The sequence below is a fragment of the Candidatus Poriferisodalis sp. genome (assembly GCF_965208555.1).
Taxonomy (GTDB): Bacteria; Actinomycetota; Acidimicrobiia; order Acidimicrobiales; family Poriferisodalaceae; genus Poriferisodalis.
Genome location: NZ_OZ242342.1, coordinates 2,393,143 through 2,410,566 on the forward strand (window position 1 = coordinate 2,393,143; position 17,424 = coordinate 2,410,566).

Below are 17,424 nucleotides of genomic sequence, written 5' to 3' on the forward strand. Positions count from 1 at the left end.
ACTACTCGGGTTCGGCCAACGGGGGCGGGCGTTCGCGATCTGGATCGTCGACGAGCAGGCGCCGGGTGATGTCCTGGGCTTCGTCAAGCGTTCCGACCAGATGCTCGGACGGGATGCGACGCAGCGCATTCAGCGACGTGAGCGTGGCAGCGGGTGCGCCGTCGAGCGCCAGCACGATGCAGTGAACCTCGTTCTCCGTCGCCGTGTCGATGAGCTGTTCGATGACCAGTGCGGCGCTGTCGTCGATGTGGTCCGTCTCTGAGAAATCGAGAATCACCACTTGGTGGCCCACGATGTCGTCGCCGATGGTGCGGATGAGCTTGCTCGAGGATGCAACCGTAAAGCTGCCGCGCAGCTTCACAATGCCGGTGCGAGCGGAATACGGGCTGATGCCGTAGGACTCTGCGCTGTGCTCATGCAGGAAAATCTGATCGAGCAGGGGCACCGAGATGACACTGTCGAGCTGGAGGCGCTCGAACTGGCGGGCGCCGATCATGCCGGCCACGATCAATCCCACGGCCACGGCAGTCACCAAGTCCACGAAGATCGTGATGCCGAGGGTCGTCAGCATGATCAGCAGGTGCTCGCGCTGCACCCGGCGAAGCCGCGCCAGGAACCGCCAGTCGATGAGCTGCCAGCCGGTCACCGTGAGTATTCCTGCCAACGCGGCGTGCGGCACATAGGCGAGCAGCGGTGCCAATCCCAGCACGAGCACCAGGAGCGTGAGCGAGCGGACGATAGGTGAGATCGGGGTACGGGCTCCCATGCGCCACGCCAGAATCGACGAAAGGAACGTCGGGCTGCCCGGCAAGCCGCCGATCAGGCCGGCTGCGACATTGCCGATGCCGGTGCCGAGCAGGCCCTTGTCCGGGTCGAGCTGGGTGCGAGTCTGTGCATCCACCGCCAAGGCACCCAGCAGACCTCGCACCGTGCTGAGCAGGGCGATGGTCAGCGCCGGCACCACGGCACCTGCCAGGAAGCCCAGCGAGAGCTCGGGACGCTGCAGGTCGGGCAGGGAGCGTGGGATGCCTTCGAGTGTCGGCACGTCGCTCAGCCAAACGATGTTCAGGAGCGTGCCGACCAGCAGCGCGGCGACCATGGCGGGCAGGAACCTTCGCAGTCGCTTGGGCCACAGCAGCGCGACAGCCAGCGCGACCAAGCCGATGATCAATGCGCTTGCGTTCAGCGCTTCCAGCGCGTCGGGCCATTTCTGGATTGCATTGAGGGGTTTGGTGATCTTGACCGGTTCCCCCAGGAACGAGTTGGCCAGGGACAGCACCATCATCACGCCGATTCCCGATGTGAATCCGGCGATCACCGAGTACGGCGTATACGTGACGTAGCTGCCGATGCGCAGCAGGCTCAAGACGAGCTGGATGACTCCGGCCAGTATCACCACCGTGAACGCTTCGGCGGGAGTCTCGGCGTGTGTCGCCACGACCGCGGCCATGGCCACCGCCAGGACGGCGCTCACCGATCCCATCTGGGGCCGCGACCGCTCGAAGATCCCGACGAAGAAGCCCACGGCGAGCGCGCCGTAGATGCCGCTCGCAGCTCCGAGCCCCGACACGACGCCGAACGTTGCAGCCGGTGTGATGGAAACTGCCGCCGCGGTGACGCCGCCCGAGACGTCCCCACGGAGTGTGTGAAGGTCGTAGCTCATCCGATTACTACGGGTCGGCTTACTACGGGTCGGCCGTGATGACGACGAGCAGTTCGCCGTTGTCGACCTGGTCGCCGACGTGGGCTCGAACTTCGGCCACCTCGCCGTCCGCGGATGCCGTGATCTGGTGCTCCATCTTCATGGCTTCCATCACCACGAGCACCTGGCCCTCGCTCACATGATCGCCGGCGGCAACGTTCACGATCAGCACCTTGCCCGGCATCGGCGCAACCAGGCCGCCCTCGACCGTCTCGGCATCGGGGTCGGGGAAGCGCGAGCGTTCCTGCAACGTGGCAGCACCGGCCAGCGGGCCGGTCACATACCAGTTGTGGCCGCGACGGCTGACCTGCCACGTGCCGCGCAGCCCGCCCCCCGAGTCTTCGAGCGCAGTGACATCGAGCTCGGCGTCGAATTCCTCGGCGGGGGGCACGTCGGCGATGCCTCCACCTGGGCCCAATGGAATCTGGTCGTCGGTGATCGGGTGGATCTGGATCGAGTGGGGGAGCACGTTGAATTCACTGGCCGCCGGCAGCGCCGTGTCGCCGTCGCGGCTGTCGCCGCGGTCTCCATCGGACGGCGAGTCGACTTCGGGCGGTGCGTAGGGCGCATCGACACGCAGCGGGGCGACGCGCAGCCGGAAGCTGCCATCTCGTTGACGCCGGTACGACACGCTGACGTCGACCTCGGCCGCGCTGGGGTCGAGGGCCGTGAGCGGCAGCACCTCTTCGGGCATGACGCTGTTGCGGTAGCCCGAAGTCATGAAACCCAGCGCTGTGGCCAGGGAGCGATTGCGTGCCTGGGAGACCAGCGCAACAGCCGCAGCCGCAGCATGAAGGAACTGCGCCCTCGCGGGTGACGACGTTCTCGCCAGCCCTGTTCGCTCGATGAAATCAGTGGTGGTGTCACCGGCAAGGAAATCCTCGCTCCGCAGCACGGCCGAGAGGAAGTTGCGATTGGTCACCACGCCGCCCAGACGGGTGCGGTCGAGTGCCGATGCGAGCCCGAGCGCGGCCTCGGTGCGCGTCGGGGCCGCCATGACCACCTTGGCCAGCATCGGGTCGAACTCGGTGCCGACCACCGAGCCGACCTCGATTCCCGAGTCGTAGCGGGCTGGCGGATCCGCGGCGGGTGCCCAGAGTTCCACTGTGCCGGTTTGCGGCAGGAACTCATGCGCCGGATCCTCGGCATACAGGCGGGCCTCGATGGCATGCCCGCTGATCGCCAGGTCGTCCTGGCCGTAGCCCAACGGCTCCCCGGCGGCGATGCGGATCTGCTCGCGCACCAGATCGAGGCCGGTGATGGCTTCAGTGACCGCATGTTCGACCTGCAGGCGGGTGTTGACCTCGAGGAACCAGAATTCTGCGTCGTCGCCGCTTCCCTCGAGCAGGAACTCGACCGTCCCTGCCGAGTGGTAACCGATGCTGCCGACGGCAGCGACCGCTGCCGCACCCATGCGTTCACGCAGCGCCGGTGTCACCGCAGGCGACGGCGCTTCCTCGATCACCTTCTGGTGGCGCCGTTGGATGGAGCACTCCCGCTCGAAGCAGTGCACGATCGCCCCGTGCTGGTCTCCGAGCACTTGGATCTCCACGTGACGCGGTGCGGGCAGGTAGCGCTCGAGGAACACCGTGTCGTCGCCGAACGCGCCGGCGGCCTCCCGGCGTGCCGCCGCAACGGCATCGGCGAGCGTGTCCGGAGCGGCGACGATGCGCATGCCCTTGCCGCCGCCCCCGGCCGACGCCTTGACGAGCACCGGAAAGCCGACCTCGGATGCGGCCGACAGCAGATCGCCGCTGCTCATGTCATCGGTGACGGGCACCGAGGGCAGCGTCGGCACGCCCGCGGCGATCATGGACTCCTTGGCCTGCAGCTTGTCGCCCATGGCCGCGATGGCCGCCGGGGGCGGACCGACCCAAGCCAAACCGGCGTCGATGACAGCTTGGGCGGACGCGGCGTTCTCGGACAGGAAGCCGTAGCCGGGATGGATGGCGTCTGCCTCACTGCTGAGTGCCGCGGCAATCACCTTGTCGATGGCGAGGTAGGAATCAGCGGCCGATCGACCGCCGAGCGGCATCGCTAGGTCCGCGTCGGTCACGAAGGGGGCCTCGGCGTCGCCTTCGGAGTAGACCGCGACCGTCGAGATGCCCATTGACTGTGCCGTGCGGAACACGCGACGTGCGATCTCGCCGCGGTTCGCCACGAGCAGTCGCCGGATCGGTCGGGGATGGGTTTCACTCATTGCCCATCGCCCTTACCTCCGGACGACCCATGTTGTTGCGGCGTCTTCCCACGTGCTCTGTTCATTGTCCGTCGCCCCTACATCCGGAAGACGCCGAACCCATCGGCGCCCTTCACGGTGTTGTTGTGGCACGCGGACAGCGACATCGCGATCACGTCCCTGGTGTCGCGCGGGTCGATGACGCCGTCGTCGGTGACGCGCCCGCTGGCATAGGCGGCCAGCGATTTCAGCTCGTGGTAGTGCTCGACCTGCTCGGTGATCTTGCGGTCGGCTTCCTCGTCGAACTCGATGCCGCGGCGCATTGCCTGCCCTCGCCGCACAATCGACATCACGCCCGCGATCTGCTTCGGGCCCATGATGGCGATCTTGGCGGTCGGCCATAGGTAGGTGAAGCGGGTGTTGAAGGCTCGCCCCGACATGCCGTAGTTCCCGGCGCCGTAGCTGTTGCCCAGGATGACGGTGATGTGGGGCACCATCGAGTTCGACACGGCGTTGATCATCTTGGAGCCGTTCTTGACGATGCCACCCTGCTCGAAGTCCTTGCCGACCATGTAGCCGGTGATGTTCTGCAGGAACACCAGCGGGATGTCCTGCTGGTTGCAGAGCTGGATGAACTGGGTGGCCTTCTCGGAGCTGTCGCTGAACAGCGGGCCGTTGTTGCCCAAGAACCCCACCGGGTAGCCGTGCACCGAGGCCCAGCCGCAGATGAGCGTGGTGCCGTAGCGAGCCTTGAACTCCTCGAAGCGCGAGCCGTCAGCAACGCGGGCGATGACCTCGCGGCAGTCGATCAGCGCCTGGAGATCCCGTGGCATCAGCCCGAGCAGCTCTTCGGGATCGTGCACCGGCGGATCGGCCGGCATGGTCGGCCCGGGGCCGAGCTTGCGCCAATTCAGGTGGCCGACGACTTCGCGGCAGATGCGCAGGGCGTCGGCTTCGTCCTCGGCCAGGTAGTCGGCCAGCCCCGAGATCTCGGCGTGCATCTGCGCTCCGCCCAGTGTCTCGTCGTCGGAGTCCTCGCCGGTGGCCATCTTCACCAGCGGCGGCCCGCCCAGGAAAACCTTCGACTGGTTGCGGATGAAGATGTTGTAGTCGCTCATCCCCGGCTGGTAGGCGCCGCCTGCTGTCGAGCTGCCGAACACCACCGAGATCGAGGGGATCTTCAGTTTCGACAGCTCGGTGACGTCGTAGAACAGACGGCCCGATTCGGCGAAGTGGCTCTCCTGTTCGAGCATCTGCCGCTCGGGATCGTCGTCGCCGCGCAGGTCGCCGCCCGCCGATTCGACGAACTGGACGTAGGGCATGCGGTTGTCGCGGCAGATCTCGATGGCTCGCATGATCTTGCGGCCGGCGAACACCGTGATGGCCCCGCCCAGCACGGTCGGGTCGTTGCCTTCGATCATGCACTCGACGCCGTTCACGACGCCGATGCCCATCACCAACCCGCCGCCGACCGCGTAGTTCGAGCAGTAGCCGGCCAGCGAGCTGATCTCGAAGAAGGGCGAGTCGCGGTCCACCAGCATCGAGATGCGCTCCCGCACCGGCATCTTCTCCCGGCTGCGCATGCGAGCCATCGCCCGTGGCCCGCCACCTGCTGCGGCCTGCTGCTGCAACTCGTCGAGCTCCGCCAGCTGCTCGCGCATGTCGTCGCAGTTCTTGGTGAACCACTCAGCGGAGGTGTCGATGTGGGATCGCAGTACTGGCATGTGACTCCCGCGTGACGGCCGTGCGCACGTCTGTGCCGCCTGCCCGGTCGAAGCTACGGCGCGAACCCCCGAAGTCTGCTTGACGCGCTGGGCGAATGCTCATCGTGCCGGTCTGACGATCATCAGCCGTCGCCAATAGCATCCCGGCCGTGGCTGACTCGGGTGCGTGGCCGATCGACACGCACATCCTCCAACGGCGCGACGTCGATCGCAGTTACCAGTTGTGGGTGGCGCTGCCGATGGGCTACCGGCCTGACGCCTCCGACCCGTACCCGCTCGTGGTCTGCTGCGATGCGCCCTGGACGTTCGGCACCGCGGTGGACACCACCCGGATCCTGTCGATGTCCCGCGAGACGCCGCGCTGCGTGGTGGCCGGCATCGCGCACGACACCGCCGACATGCGCGAGATGCTCGACCTGCGCGCTGTCGACTACACGGTGACGCCTGCCGAGGCGCCGCCGATGACCGGCATTCGGGTGCCCGCCGCCGAGACCGGCCAGGCCGAGCCGTTCCGCCAGTGGCTCGCGGGCGACGTGATGCCGCTGCTGTACGACCGGTACCACGTCGGCGAGCCGACCTATGTCGGCCATTCGTTCACGGCGCTGTTCGGCCTGCACGTGCTGTTCAACGCACCCGACATGTTTGCTCGCTACCTGCTGGCCAGCCCGTCGGTGTGGTGGGACCGGGAAGAACAAGGCGACGGGGTCATGTTCCGGCTCGAGGAGGAGCACGCCGCAGCCGGCGGCGACCCTGCCGTCAAGGTGTTCATGTCGATGGGGGAGCACGAGACCGATGAGTACTCGCCCCAGGCCAAGTTCTGGGACCAGTTCTCGGCCCGCGGCTACCGCAACATCGATGCGACCTGGCACGTATTCCCGGGCGAGAACCACAACACCGTCGTCGGATCGGCCGTGAGCCGGGGCCTGAGGACCCTCTACGCCGACTGAGGGGTTTCTGACGCTCTAAGTTCGCGTGATTGCGAGCGGGAACGCAGAAGGCGACGGGGGAATGGCGCTCACAGCACCACAAGCCGATGGCACAGACGCGTCAGGCGACCTAGCCGCCGGCCGGTTGGCGCGGCTGATGCGCCCCTTCGTGGGCGTTGCTGTGCCTGCATTCGCTGCGGTCGCCGCCCTGCTGGTGGGCGCCATCATGCTGCTCACCTTCGGCGCAAACCCTCTGGTGGCCTACGGCGAACTGGTCACGGGTGCATTCGGCAGCGCCGACAATCTTGCGGACACCGCGGTGCGGGCCATGCCTCTGGCCCTCGTCGGTGTCGGTATCTGCATCGCATTCCGCACCGACGTCATCAACATCGGCGGCGAGGGTCAGATCATCCTGGGCGCGATCACCGCCACGGTCACTTCGATGGCGTTCGACGACGTGCCGCGGGTGTTGCTGGTGCCCATGGTGATCGTGGCGGGGGCGATCGGCGGGGGATTCTGGGGCGCGATCCCTGGGGCGCTCAAGGCATACGCGGGTGTCAACGAGATCTTGTCCACGATCATGATGAACCTCGTCGCGTTCCACTTCCTGAGCTTCCTGCTTCAGGATCTCCTGATCGAGCCGGGCGCCATCAAGATCCAGCAGACGCGCCGGCTCAGCCCCAACGCCGACTTGCCGCTGCTCCCCGGCGGCACGCGGCTGCACATCGGCGTGCTCATCGCGATCCTGGTCGCGGTGCTGGGCTATCTCCTGCTGTTCCGCAGTGCGCTCGGCATGCGATTGCGCGCTGTCGGTCACAACCCGGACGCCTCCCAGTACGCCGGCATGGCCGTCAAGAAGAGCGTCACGCAAGCGCTCGCATTCAGCGGCGCCTGCTGCGGCATCGCTGGAGCTGTGCTGGTGTTCGGCAGCGAGTCGCACCGCCTCATCGGCGAGGGCGGTGCAGCAGCGTTCACCCAGAACGCCGGTTTCAATGGCATCGTGGCGGCGTTGTTCGGCGCGCTCCATCCGATCTTCACGGTGCCTGCGTCGTTCCTCTTCGGAGGGATGCTCACCGGCGGCAGCGACATGCAACGGGCAGTCCAAGTACCCGCCGCGCTCGTGGTGGCGCTGAACGGCGTCGTCGTGGTGTTCGTGGTGGGCAGCTTGCGGCTGCGTGATCGGCTCAGGACGTGGGCGGGCGAGGTCTCGAGCTACGGAGGCCGGGCGTGAGCGATTTCTTCACCGTGAGCGTGCTCGTTGCCACGCTGGCGTCCGGCATCCGGCTGGCGACGCCGTTCCTGCTGTCGGCGCTGGGCGAGACCATCGGCCAACGATCCGGCGTGCTGAATCTGGGCGTCGAAGGCGTGATGCTCATCGGCGCGTACGCCGCCTACATCACGGCGCTGCGGACCGGCAGTGTCGTAGCTGGCGTGATTGCGGCCATGGCTGCCGGGGCGGCAATGGGTGTGGTGTATGCCTTCATCACCGTCGTGATGCACGCCACTCAGGGCATCAGCGGCATCGGCATCTTCCTATTCGGTCTGGGCTTCACCGATCTGCTGTTCCGCCAGCAAGTGGGCACTCCGGTGCCGATCGACGGCCTGCGGGGCCTCGACATGGGCGCGCTCTCGGACCTGCCGGTAGTGGGGGAGCTGCTGTTCAGCCACAACATGCTCACCTACGTCGCGTTCGCACTGGTCCCGGTGGTGTGGTTCGCGATGAACCGGACCACGTTCGGCCTGAACGTGCGGGCCGTGGGCGAGACGCCTGAGGCGGCTGACACGCTGGGCGTGCGCGTCAACGTGGTGCGCACGCAGGCGATCATCATCGGCAACGTCATGGCCGGCCTCGCAGGCGGCACGTTGGCGCTCGACGTCGGCATCTTCCAGCAGAACCTCACCTCAGGACAGGGGTTCATCGCCGTGGCACTCGTGTACTTCGGGGCGTGGCGCTCCAGCGGGGTGATGGCGGGAGCACTGCTGTTCGGCGTTGTGTCGTCCACCGTGTTGCAGCTCAAGACGCTTGGCATCATCGTCGGTGCCAACTCGACCATTGCTGCGATGGCGCCCGCAATCCTGACCATCGTGGTGCTCGTGCTCGTCAGCCGTCGCATCGGGGCGCCGTCAGCCCTGACGGTTCCGTTCGAACGGGACAGCTGACGACGGCCGCACCAGTGCCCGTATGTGGGGCCGCGTAAGGCATTGCGGGCACGGGAGCATCGCGCCTATTCGGGGTCGCCTAGCATCGCCTGCAGGCCCGGGGCTCCGCTGAGCCGCGCCGTAAGGCAGCGCACAGATTCGGCGAGAGTTCGCGACGGGGCCGATCCGGGAGGGAACACATGTTCAGGAAAACCACACGCAGATCGCTCGTAGCCAAGCTCGTAGCGGTCGCCGCAGTCATACTGCTGCTCGCTGCGGGCTGCACCGGTGCCGATGAGGAAGACACAGGTCCGATTCGGATTGCCATCGTGGCGCCGAGCGCCAGCAACGACTTGGCGTTCACGCAGAGCATGGTCGACGCAGTGACAGCGGTCGGCGAGACGCGTGAGATCGAAGTAGCGGTAACCGACGGCACATTCATCGTGGAGGAGGCCGCTGCGGCGATTCGCGGTTATGCCGAGGACGGCTTCGACCTGGTGATCGCGCACGGAAGCCAGTACGGCGGTCCGCTCGAGGAGATCGCACCTGACTTCCCGGACACCTCGTTCGCATGGGGCACGGCCGTTGACTTCAAGGGTCTCGACAACGTCTTCGCCTACACGGTCCGTTCCGATCAGGGCGGGTACGTCTCGGGCACCGTTGCAGCCCAGATCACCGGCACGGGTGTCGTGGGTGTGATCGGCCCGATCGAGGTCGGCGACGCCAAGCTGTACGTCGACGGATTCGCGGCCGGTGTCGCTGCACAGGACTCGTCGGTGACCACCAACATCGTGTACACCGACTCGTTCAGCGATGTGGCATTGGCGGCCGAAGCGGCCGAGGCCCACATCTCCAACGATGCCGACGTGCTGACCGGTTCGGCGCAGATGGTCGTGGGTGCGACCGGCGTCGCCAACGAGCACGGCGTGGCGTGGTTTGGCACTCAGGCCAATCAGACGGCGCTCGGCGAGAGCATTGTGGTGGCTTCGCAGGTGTACCACTGGGAGGTGCTGCTCAACGAGATGATCGACAAGATCGAGAGCGGCACGCTCGGCGGCGAGGTGATGACCGCCACGCTCGCCAATGGAGGCATCGTGATCGAGTTCAACGACGGCTATGGCCTCGATGCCGGGATCCAGGCGGCTGCGGAGGAAGTCATCGCCGGCATCGCGGACGGCTCGATCTCGACCGGCCAGTAGGCAAGGTCACATTGAACGGCCAGCATCGACCAGCCGGGGCCACGGCGGCAAGCCAGGCCCCGGCTTCGCCGATGCTGGAAATGACCGGCATCAGCAAGCGTTTCCCGGGCGTCATCGCGAACGAGAACGTCGACCTGGTGGTGCAGCCCGGCGAGGTGCACACCCTGCTGGGGGAGAACGGGGCCGGCAAGAGCACGCTGGTGAAGATCCTCTACGGGCTGTACCGGCCCGACGAGGGCGAGATCAAGATCCAGGGAGTGCCGGTCGAGATTCCCTCGCCGGCTGCTGCGATCGACCACGGCGTCGGCATGATCCACCAGCACTTCATGCTGGTCCCGACGCTGACGGTGGCCGAGAACGTGGCGTTGGGCCTGCACGGTCGCCGGGGCCTGGCGGACATGGGTCCTGTGCGAGAGCGGCTGATGGAGGTGTCCGAACGCCATGGGCTCGCCATCGACCCTGATGCGTACATCTGGCAGCTGGCCGTCGGCGAGCGTCAGCGGGCTGAGATTCTCAAGGCGCTCTACCGGGACGCGCGGCTCTTGGTGCTCGACGAGCCGACCGCGGTGCTGACGCCTCCCGAAGTGGACGACCTGTTCGCGACGCTGCGATCGCTGACCGATGAGGGTCGCGGGCTTATCTTCATCTCCCACAAGCTGGCCGAGGTCATGGTCATCTCCGACCAGATCACGGTGCTGCGGGACGGCTTGGTGGTGGGGCGCACCACGCCTGCAGAGACCACCCGTGAAGGCCTGGCCTCGATGATGGTAGGGCGGGAGGTGAAGCTGGGCCGCGAGGTGCCTGATCAGGACACCGGCGACCGGCGCCTGGTCGTGGATCGCCTGCACGTCCGCGGCGACCGGGGGAACATCTCGCTCGACGACTTCTCCGTGCACGTGGCCAGCGGCGAGATCGTCGGCATCGCCGGCGTGTCGGGCAACGGGCAGCGGGAGCTGGCCGAGGCGATCTTCGGCCTGCGACCCATCGAGTCCGGCACCGTGCAGGTCTCCGGAGAGACCATCGCCGCACCGTCGCCGAAGCAGGTGCGCCGGCGCGGCGTGGCGTTCGTGCCCGAGGAACGCATGCGCCACGGTGCCGTCGGCGAGATGAGCGTGTCGGAGAACCTGATGCTCGTCGACTACCACAAGCCGCCCTTCGCCCGCGCCGGGCTGCTCCAGTTCGGAACGATTGCTGAGCGCTGCTGGGAGTTGGTACGCCGATTCACAGTGAAGACGCCGGCCCTGAGCACCGAGACCTCGCACCTGTCGGGCGGGAACATCCAGAAGGTCGTCATCGCCCGCGAGTTCTCGGCCGACGCCGATGTGCTCGTCGTGGCCCAGCCGACCCGCGGGATCGACATCGGCGCAGCGGAGTACGTGCACGAGCGCCTGCTGGAGAAACGCGCAGCCGGCGCAGCGATCCTGCTCATCACCGAGGATCTGGACGAGGCCCTGCAGCTCTCGGATCGGGTCGTCGTGCTCTTCGAAGGCCAGGCCATGTGCGATCTGCCTCGCTCAGAGGCCACCACCGACCGTGTCGGCCTGCTCATGACCGGTGTCAGCGAGGGAGCTTCAGCCTCCGCCTGATCGTTGAGCGCCGGGCCTCGGGAGTGGGGCAGAATGGACGCGTCGTATCGGGGACGACAGGGGAGGCCCAACTATGGCCATGACTCAGGAACGTAAGAGCGCGGGGCCGCTGGCATCAGACGGGACAGTGCCGGTCTACGACGCGGATGCCCATATCGCCGAGCCGACGTCGGTGTGGGAGGAGTACGCCGATCCCAAGTATCGGGATCTGATCGCGCAGTGCCGGATCATGGGTGACGGCAGCGACGCCATGTTCGTCGAGGGCAAGAAGCTGCGCAACGGCATCGCGTCGGCCTGCATCCCGCACGCCTATGGCACCGACGTCACCTGGGACGACATCGTGCCCGGCAGCTACGACCCGGCCGCTCGCTTGTCGGTGATGGACGACGAGGGCCTCGACGCGGCGCTGATGTTCCCCTCGCTCATGCTGATCTCGGGTGACATCAACGACCCAGACATTGCCGTCGAGAATGCCCGTGCTTACAACCGCTGGATGACCGACTTCTGCTCGGAAGACCCGAACCGGCTGTTCGGCATGGGTGTCTGCCCGCTGCAGTCGGTCGACGGAGCGGTCGCGGTGATCGAAGAGGTAGCGAATGCCGGGCTGACCGGCATCACGTTCCGGCCCGAGCGGTATCAAGGGATGGAGCTGTTCTCCGACGAGATGAACCGCGTGTGGTCGGCGGCCGAGCACCACGACCTGACCGTGGGCATCCACGGCAGCTTCGGCTCGTCCATGCCGAGCTTCGCCAAGACCCGCTACGAGAACCAGTTCTACGTCCACATGGTGTGCCACCCGTTCGAGCAGATGGCCTCGGTGATGGAGATGGTGGCCTCCGGCGTGCTCGACGATCACCCGATGCTGCGGGTGGGCTTCTTCGAGTCCGGTTTGGGCTGGCTGCCGTACTGGCTGGATCGTCTGGACGAGCACAAGGAGGCCATGGGCCACCTCGTCCCACGGCTGAAGCGGGATCCCACCGAGATCTTCTCCGAGCAGTGCTTCGTGACCATGGAGGCCGGCGAGGGCGAGGCCTTCGAGCAGGTCGCCGCGATGGGCCTGGCGCACACCGTCGTGTGGGGCTCGGACTACCCGCACTACGACTGCACGTTCCCCGGCGCGCTGGACGAGCTCAACGAGACCTTCGCGGGCTTCGACGATGAGGTGAGCGCTCTGCGCGACGAGGTCGTCTACACCAACGCCCGCCGCTTCATGGGGCTCTCGTAGCCCCATGAACGTCGAACGCAGGATGGGGCTCTCGTAGCCCCATGAACGTCGAACGCAGGATGGGGCTCTCGTAGCCCCATGAACGTCGAACGCAGGATGGGCCTCTTCTAGGCCCACGAACGTCTAGGGCGTGTTGGCGACCAGGGTTCGGTGGTAGACGGCTCGGACGGCGAGGGCCTCGCGCAGCTCGTCGGTCATGTCCTCGGCAAACTCTGAGCGGTAGCTGGAGTCGAGCACGACCGACACGGCGAACTGCAGCCCGGAGAACAGCCCGATGAAGGCTGCCACCAGCACGAGCTGGCGGCTGAACAGCAGTTCTCCGCTCCAGAGCGGGAGACTCACCACCCAGGAGTCCTCCCAGGTGAGCTGGCTCAGCGTTGTCCACTGCAGCAGGGTGCTCTCGCGCACGGTGAACACGCCGAAGAGCACGTAGAAGCACGTGACGATCACCGCCACCAGCGCGATCTGGATGCTCTGGGCTACGAACAGCAGCAGGCTGACGTTGAATCGAGCCCGACGGCCGAGAGGCGGCGAGTCTGGGGCCGGGGAATCATCCGCTGGGACCAAGCTCGCGATGGGCGTGTCTGCACAGCGAGCGCGCACATCGGCCCACGACGAGAAGCGGGCCATGTCCACGGCAAGGCGCCGTACCGAGATGATGACGAACAGCGCCCCGACGGCCACGAGCAGCGCGGCGATCATCCCGAAGAACGGCAGCGTGAAGTCATTGGCCACCTGCCACATCTCGGCATTGAGGAAGATGAACGCCGAGAACACCAGCAGGATCGGGAGCGACTTGGCCAGCAGCGTCATGACCTGGCCCACTTGACGCCAGAGCTGGCCCACCGACCATCGCACCATCGGCAGCAGACCCCAGCTGGTCACGACGTAGGCGCTGACCAGCAGCACTGCGTTCAAGCCTGCGGCGAATGCGGCATCGACGATGACCGAATCGGACGATCCCAGACCGGCGAAGACGGCCCCGAGCACGAGGTAGGCCAGCACCTCCCAGATGCCGAACCGGTCGGGGAGCTGCCACAGACGTCGTCCACGCAAGAGATTCACGAGCACCACAACGCCCGCCATCGCCGCTAGGCCCACCACGAAGACGGCTGCCTGGGCCCACCCCGTCCAGCGGTCTCCGAACACGAAGAAGAATTCGATGAACACCACTAGTGCCAGGAACGGCGCGGCACGGGTGAGCACGTCGGCACTTGCGGAGTAGTCGTGGATCAGGTGCGGCAGGCCTCTGCGGACGAACCACCGCTCGCAGCGGTGTCGCTCGGCGACGAGGTCATGCTCGCTGCATGCTGCACCGACGTTCTCCATGGCGCAGCACCCTAGGAAACTCGGCCGAGCCAGCCAAGATCGCGGCAGTCATGACATCGACAGTGCAGGGGCCGCTAGACATTGGCGCCATGGGACAGACGATTTCCTTGACAGCTTCAGACGGCACGACCTTCAGCGCCTACCGGGCCGAACCCTCGGGGCCGCCGAAGGGCGGCGTCGTGGTCGTGCAGGAGATCTTCGGTGTGAACGACCACATCCGCAGCGTGGCCGACGGCTATGCCGCCGACGGCTATCTGGCCGTGGCACCGGCGCTGTTCGACCGTGTCCGCGGCGGCGTCGAGCTGGGCTACGACGCCGAAGGCATCGACGTGGGACGCAGGATCGCCTTCGACGACCTGACGGTGGATCAGGTGATGGACGACATCGCAGCAGCGGCTGACTGCGCCGCCGAAGGCGGCAAGGTCGGCATCGTGGGCTACTGCTGGGGCGGATCGATGTGCTACATGGCCTCAGCCCGCCTGGCCGACAAGATCGCCGCGGCGTCCGGCTATTACGGCGGGCAGATCATGCCGCACCTCGACGAACGGCCCACCGCTCCGCTGCTGCTGCACTTCGGCACCGAGGACCATGGCATCCCCCTGGAGAACGTGCATGCGATCGCCGAGCGCTGGGATCACATCGCCGTGCACATCTACGACGGTGCCGATCACGGCTTCAACTGCGACGCCCGGGCCAGCTTCCACCCCGATGCCGCAGCGCTGGCCAAACAGCGCACCCTCGATCACTTTGCCGAACACCTGAGCTGAGCTGACGGTCCTGGTTGGGGTGTCTCCGGACGCCCACAAGCCGAGCACCGGGGTGATGTCGTTTCGTCGGCTTCGTCTGCAAGAGTGACGCCGATGCGCAGATGGATGAAGACGGCCGTTCCAGCGCTTGCCGTTGCGCTGGCGTTCTCGGCGTGCAGCACCACCGATGACGAGCGTGGCGAAACAGCCTTGCCACCCCCGACGACGGCCGCGGTCGTGGCCGAAACGCCCACGGCAGCGACGTCACCACCGACCACGACAGCGACGCCCGCGCCTGCAACAACGGCACCAGCCGTCACCGAACCGGCTGCCACCTCGACGACAGTGGCGCCGCCGCCGGCAGAAGAGGAATCGGCCCCCCCGCCCGGTGCGGGCGCGGGCGACAGCTTCTACCCGTGGCTGGGCAATAGCGGCTACGACGTCACCCACTACGACCTGGTGCTTGATGTCGATCCGGACGCCAACACCCTTGACGGCGTCGCGACCGTCCACGCAGTGTCCACCAGTGAGCTCGAGACGATCTACCTGGACCTGTCCGGCCTTGAGGTCAGTGCGGTGAGGGTGGACGGCGTCGCAGCGGAGTTCTCGCGTGAGCGAACCGAGCTGATTGTGCAGCCAAGTGCGCCGGTGCCCGCCGGCGTCGGCTTCGTCGTGGAAGTGGCGTACTCCGGCGTGCCGGAGCGCATCGATGACCCAGGTGTGCCGTTCGCCCGGATCGGCTGGTTCAACCAGGACGGCGTCATCTACACCGCCAACGAGCCGTCGGGCTCGATGTCGTGGTTCCCGTCCAACAACCACCCGACCGACAAAGCCACCTACACCATCGCCATTACCGTGCCCGAGCACCTGACGGCCGCCTCGAACGGACTGCTGGTAAGCGAGACCGTCGCGGGCGGTCGTCGAACTGCGACGTGGCACTCGGACGATCCCATGGCCACCTACCTGGCCGCCGTGTACATCGGCCCCTTCGAACGTCACGAACAGGCGACCCGCGACGGTCTGCTGATCCGCGACTACATCCCCAGCTCGCTCACCGACGAGCAGCGGCAGGCCACCCTCGAGGCCCTATCAGTGACGCCTGGCGCCATCGCGTTCTTCGAGGAACTGCTCGGCCCGTACCCGTTCGATGCCTACGGCACGCTCGTGCTGCCGTTCAGCATCGGTTTCGCCATGGAGAATCAAACGCTCTCGCTGCACGGCAACCAGACGCTGATCCCGCTGATCATCGCCCACGAGCTGGCGCACGCGTGGTTCGGCAACTCGGTGTCGCCGGGGGACTGGAGCGACATCTGGCTCAACGAGGGCTTCGCGCACTACCTGGCCTTCCTGTATCTCGCCGACCACAGGGGCTACGACATCGGCGCGCTGATGGCCGGCGAGCTGCAGGCGGCACGCGGCGCGAGAGCTGTGCCGCCCGGCAGCGTCGCCGTGGAGCAGCTCTTCGACTTCCCGTCCGTGTACCAGCGGTCCACGTTGACCCTGCACGCTCTGCACCGTCACCTCGGCGACGAGGCGTTCTTCGAGATCGTGCGGCACCACTACCGGCAATCAGCCGGGGGCACCGCGACCACGCCCGAATTCATGGCGATCGTGGCGCAGCGCGGCGGGCCCGAAGCTGTGGCCCTGCTCGCGTCGTGGCTCTACAGCCCTGAGATCCCCTCCACCCTCGACGAGCCGGCGTCTAGCTGAGCAGGATGACGCCTCGGTCCACGGCGGGGCCGCCTTCGGTGTTCAGCACGTCGAAGCGCACGGCGCGGGTCGCCGGGCCGAAATCCGTGACTGGGAATTCGTCCCAGATGCGCACCGTGATGGTCGACGGCATGAGCACCATGGCGCGGAACCGGCAGACGATGCGGCGCACCCTCGACGGATCGCTGCCAGCAACGGCATCGACCACGGCCGACACGCCCAATGCCAGCGTCGCGGTTCCGTGCAGGATGATGCCCGGCAGTCCCGCCTTCTTTGCGACCGCCGCGTCGGTATGGATCGGATTCCAGATGCGGGCGCACTCGGTGTAGCTGTGCGCGGCACCGTGCGCAACGTGCACGGGGATCTCGGCGAGCGGTTCGGCAGGCAGCTCCCCAAAGTCCGGTTCTGCAGGCGCGTTCGCGTCGGGCCTGTCATCCCCGGCGGTCTCGACGTTCAGGTACATCCCGCCCTGATACGTCGTGGCTACCGGGCTGCCATCGGCGTCGATCGTGTCGATGCGCATGGTCTGGAACGTGCCCGGCTTGCGCTGCTCGACGCCCGAATACGTGAGGCTGGTGGTGAGGCGGTCGCCCGGCCTCACCAGCCGGTGCACGGTCAGGTCGTGCGTGGCGTGCACCGAGCGCCGCACCTCGTCGGGCGAGATGCCCCAGCGATCCGAGATGTCCCGGCCCGCCACGATCACCGGCCACTCCGGGCACACCGCGAACATCGGGTGCGCTACCACGCCGTCATCGGTGAGCGTGTCGAAATAGCAGTCATGGGTGTCGCCCAGCGACGCCGAGTAGGCCATGGTCCAGCGCTCGTCCACGTCGTGGACGATGGGCCCGATCGTCTCGCCCACCATGTCTGAAGGAACCGGCATCGTCGTCATCCTCGCCCTCGGCGAGCACGAGCGTAGTGACATCACCGATTCTGGATCGTCGCGGATCGCACGCGAG

Annotated in this window: 13 protein-coding genes; 8 read left to right on the plus strand and 5 right to left on the minus strand. The window is 66.8% G+C overall.

Features of this window, described 5'->3' with window-relative positions; translation table 11 throughout:
- Position 1: 1 nt before the first annotated feature.
- From ACOGXE_RS11085 to ACOGXE_RS11095, 3 genes are all read right to left on the minus strand, one after another.
- The gene (locus tag ACOGXE_RS11085) at positions 2 to 1,663 is read right to left on the minus strand and encodes a SulP family inorganic anion transporter (RefSeq protein ID WP_419930973.1); all 1,662 of its coding nucleotides are present in this window, start codon (positions 1,661 to 1,663) and stop codon (positions 2 to 4) included.
- Between the two features lie 22 nt (positions 1,664 to 1,685).
- Entirely contained in the window at positions 1,686 to 3,902 is a 2,217-nt protein-coding gene (locus ACOGXE_RS11090; RefSeq protein WP_419930974.1) for an acetyl/propionyl/methylcrotonyl-CoA carboxylase subunit alpha, read from the minus strand.
- 77 nt (positions 3,903 to 3,979) lie between these two features.
- Positions 3,980 to 5,605: an acyl-CoA carboxylase subunit beta gene (locus ACOGXE_RS11095; RefSeq protein ID WP_419930975.1), complete on the minus strand. Its 1,626-nt coding sequence runs from the start codon at positions 5,603 to 5,605 to the stop codon at positions 3,980 to 3,982.
- A gap of 149 nt (positions 5,606 to 5,754) precedes the next feature.
- On the opposite strand from ACOGXE_RS11095, the gene ACOGXE_RS11100 reads away from it, so the two are divergent.
- The 6 genes from ACOGXE_RS11100 (at position 5,755) to ACOGXE_RS11125 (ending at position 12,680) form a co-directional block, all read left to right on the plus strand.
- Positions 5,755 to 6,552 carry an alpha/beta hydrolase gene (locus ACOGXE_RS11100; protein ID WP_419930976.1) on the plus strand — a complete coding sequence of 266 codons (798 nt, stop codon included), beginning with the start codon at positions 5,755 to 5,757 and terminating at the stop codon, positions 6,550 to 6,552.
- A 61-nt stretch (positions 6,553 to 6,613) separates the two neighbouring features.
- Positions 6,614 to 7,762, plus strand: a complete 1,149-nt coding sequence (locus tag ACOGXE_RS11105; RefSeq protein WP_419930977.1) for an ABC transporter permease — start codon at positions 6,614 to 6,616, stop codon at positions 7,760 to 7,762.
- Entirely contained in the window at positions 7,759 to 8,691 is a 933-nt protein-coding gene (locus ACOGXE_RS11110) for an ABC transporter permease (RefSeq protein ID WP_419930978.1), read from the plus strand. The genes ACOGXE_RS11105 and ACOGXE_RS11110 overlap by 4 nt, the downstream gene beginning before the upstream one ends.
- A 179-nt stretch (positions 8,692 to 8,870) precedes the next feature.
- Entirely contained in the window at positions 8,871 to 9,869 is a 999-nt protein-coding gene (locus ACOGXE_RS11115) for a BMP family protein (RefSeq protein ID WP_419930979.1), read from the plus strand.
- 71 nt (positions 9,870 to 9,940) lie between these two features.
- A complete protein-coding gene (locus tag ACOGXE_RS11120) occupies positions 9,941 to 11,455 on the plus strand; it encodes an ABC transporter ATP-binding protein (protein WP_419930980.1) in 1,515 nt (504 codons plus the stop codon).
- 79 nt (positions 11,456 to 11,534) lie between these two features.
- Entirely contained in the window at positions 11,535 to 12,680 is a 1,146-nt protein-coding gene (locus tag ACOGXE_RS11125) for an amidohydrolase family protein (RefSeq protein WP_419930981.1), read from the plus strand.
- A gap of 123 nt (positions 12,681 to 12,803) precedes the next feature.
- On the opposite strand, the gene ACOGXE_RS11130 is transcribed toward ACOGXE_RS11125, so the two are convergent.
- Positions 12,804 to 14,009, minus strand: coding sequence for a hypothetical protein (locus tag ACOGXE_RS11130; protein ID WP_419930982.1), 1,206 nt, complete (start codon positions 14,007 to 14,009; stop codon positions 12,804 to 12,806).
- 89 nt (positions 14,010 to 14,098) lie between these two features.
- On the opposite strand from ACOGXE_RS11130, the gene ACOGXE_RS11135 reads away from it, so the two are divergent.
- Entirely contained in the window at positions 14,099 to 14,776 is a 678-nt protein-coding gene (locus ACOGXE_RS11135; protein WP_419930983.1) for a dienelactone hydrolase family protein, read from the plus strand.
- Between the two features lie 105 nt (positions 14,777 to 14,881).
- Positions 14,882 to 16,465, plus strand: coding sequence for a M1 family metallopeptidase (locus ACOGXE_RS11140; RefSeq protein ID WP_419930984.1), 1,584 nt, complete (start codon positions 14,882 to 14,884; stop codon positions 16,463 to 16,465).
- On the opposite strand, the gene ACOGXE_RS11145 is transcribed toward ACOGXE_RS11140, so the two are convergent.
- Positions 16,458 to 17,348 (minus strand): MaoC/PaaZ C-terminal domain-containing protein, encoded by an 891-nt coding sequence (locus ACOGXE_RS11145; protein ID WP_419930985.1) that lies wholly within the window; start codon positions 17,346 to 17,348, stop codon positions 16,458 to 16,460. The two genes, ACOGXE_RS11140 and ACOGXE_RS11145, sit on opposite strands and share 8 nt — an antisense overlap.
- Positions 17,349 to 17,424 lie beyond the last annotated feature (76 nt).